The sequence below is a fragment of the Idiomarina sp. UBA3162 genome, assembly GCF_002364475.1.
Lineage (GTDB): Bacteria > Pseudomonadota > Gammaproteobacteria > Enterobacterales > Alteromonadaceae > Idiomarina.
The window spans coordinates 528-3152 of sequence record NZ_DEYI01000083.1 but is presented as its reverse complement, the minus strand read 5'-3'; the positions used below and the strand labels follow the sequence as shown (position 1 = coordinate 3152).

Below are 2625 nucleotides of genomic sequence, written 5' to 3'. Positions count from 1 at the left end.
TGTGAAGAAGTCATGTGGCGTGAGAAGAAGCTGTTCCCGAACGCGGACTTTTTCCACGCGTCTGCATACAACTATATGAACATTCCTACAAAACTGTTCACACCTATCTTTGTGATGTCACGTGTGACGGGTTGGACGGCACACGTGAAAGAACAACGTGCAAACAACCGTATCATTCGTCCTTCGGCGGATTACACCGGTCCAGAAGCGCGTCCAGTACCCGCTATCAGCGAACGATAAGTAGGTGGTGGGATGAGTTCGAATTATCGTAAACCGTTAACAGGCACCACGCTCGAGTACTTTGATGCTCGAGCCGCGGTGGAAGATATTGAAGCGGGCGCCTACGACAAGCTACCGTACTCAAGTCGTGTCTTTGCCGAGAACTTGGTGCGCCGCTGTGAACCGGAGCTTCTTAAACAGTCACTTGAGCAATTAATTTACCGCAAACGTGAGCATGATTTTCCGTGGTTTCCAGCCCGTGTCGTTTGCCATGATATCTTAGGTCAGACCGCGTTGGTCGACTTAGCGGGGTTGCGTGATGCTATCGCTGAGAAAGGTGGTGATCCGGCAAAAGTGAACCCGGTGGTTCCCACTCAGTTGATTGTTGACCACTCGCTCGCGGTGGAGCACGCAGGCTTTGAAAAGGACGCGTTCGAGAAGAACCGTGCGATTGAAGACCGTCGCAATGATGATCGCTTTCACTTCATTAACTGGACTAAAACTGCGTTTAAAAACGTGGATGTTATCCCTCCAGGTAACGGCATCATGCACCAGATCAATTTGGAGAAGATGTCACCGGTTGTGCAAGTGCGTGACAATGTCGCCTTTGTAGATACCTGCGTAGGCACGGATAGCCACACGCCGATGGTTGATGCCTTGGGTGTCATCTCGGTAGGTGTGGGCGGTCTTGAGGCTGAGAGTGTCATGCTTGGGCGTGCATCTTATCTACGCTTGCCCGATATCGTGGGCGTTGAATTGACTGGTAAGTTACAGCCAGGCATTACCAGCACCGATTTGGTACTCGCATTGACTCAGTTCCTGCGTAAAGAACGTGTGGTCGGTGCTTACCTCGAATTTTATGGTGAAGGTGCTAAAGCCTTGACTGTCGGCGATCGGGCGACCATCTCTAATATGACGCCAGAATACGGTGCCACGGCAGCGATGTTCTACATCGATGAGCAGACCATTGATTATCTTAAATTAACCGGACGTGATGACGATCAGGTTGAGTTGGTGGAACAATACGCCAAAGAGACTGGGTTATGGGGCGATAGTCTTGAAACCGCTGAATATGAGCGTGTTCTAACGTTTGACTTAAGCCAAGTAAAACGTAACCTAGCGGGGCCGTCAAACCCTCATTCATTGTTGCCCGCTGGCGAGTTGACTGAGCGGGGAGTGGCGAAACATATTGAGTCACCTGAAGATGGAAAAATGCCTGATGGCGCGGTAATTATCGCAGCTATTACGAGCTGTACAAACACCAGTAACCCACGCAATATGATTGCGGCGGGCTTGATAGCGCGTAACGCCAATAAATTGGGTTTAACGCGTAAGCCATGGGTAAAAAGCTCACTCGCACCGGGCTCTAAGACGGTTAAGATGTACTTAGAAGAAGCGCAATTGTTGCCAGAGCTGGAAACACTCGGTTTTGGTGTCGTGGCGTTTGCATGCACGACCTGTAACGGTATGAGTGGTGCACTTGATCCTAAGATCCAACAAGAAATTATCGACCGTGATTTATTCTCGACAGCAGTGCTATCGGGTAACCGTAACTTTGATGGTCGGATTCACCCTTATGCAAAACAAGCGTTCTTAGCATCACCGCCATTGGTTGTTGCTTATGCGATTGCGGGCACTATGCGCTTTGATATCGAGAAAGACGTGTTGGGCTATGACACTGACGGCAACGCAGTCACGTTAAAAGACATCTGGCCAAGTGATGAAGAAATTGACGCTATCGTTAAATCGAGCGTTAAGCCTGAGCAGTTCCGGAAAGTGTACGATCCGATGTTTAATCTTTCGGTCGATTACGGTGACGATATTAACCCACTCTATGATTGGCGTGAAATGTCGACATACATCCGTCGGCCCCCGTACTGGGAAGGTGCATTGGCCGCTAAGCCAAGCTTAACAGGGATGCGTCCTTTAGCGGTACTTGGCGACAACATCACTACGGATCATTTGTCACCTTCGAATGCGATTCTTGCTGACAGCGCAGCGGGTGAATACCTCGCTAAAATGGGCTTGCCAGAAGAAGACTTTAACTCTTATGCGACCCACCGTGGCGATCATTTAACGGCTCAACGTGCAACGTTTGCCAACCCGAAACTGTTTAATGAAATGGTGCGGGATGATGCTGGCAATGTGATTCAAGGTTCGTTGGCACGGATTGAACCTGAAGGTAAAACCGTACGCATGTGGGAAGCGATTGAGCACTACATGACTCAAAAGCAACCATTGATCATCGTGGCAGGTGCTGACTATGGTCAAGGTTCATCGCGCGACTGGGCCGCTAAAGGTGTTCGCTTAGCTGGGGTTGAAGCTATCGTCGCAGAAGGTTTCGAGCGTATTCACCGTACCAACTTAATTGGTATGGGCGTCTTGCCGCTGCAGTTTGAAGAGGGC

Annotated in this window: 2 protein-coding genes; both read left to right on the top strand. The window is 49.9% G+C overall.

Annotated features, from left to right (window positions below; all coding sequences use genetic code 11):
* A partial coding sequence (locus B2X00_RS10440; RefSeq protein ID WP_290487468.1) for a citrate/2-methylcitrate synthase occupies positions 1-240 on the top strand: 240 nt, incomplete at its 5' end.
* Between the two features lie 12 nt (positions 241-252).
* The coding region (acnD, locus tag B2X00_RS10435; RefSeq protein WP_290487467.1) for a Fe/S-dependent 2-methylisocitrate dehydratase AcnD at positions 253-2625 on the top strand (2373 nt) is incomplete at its 3' end.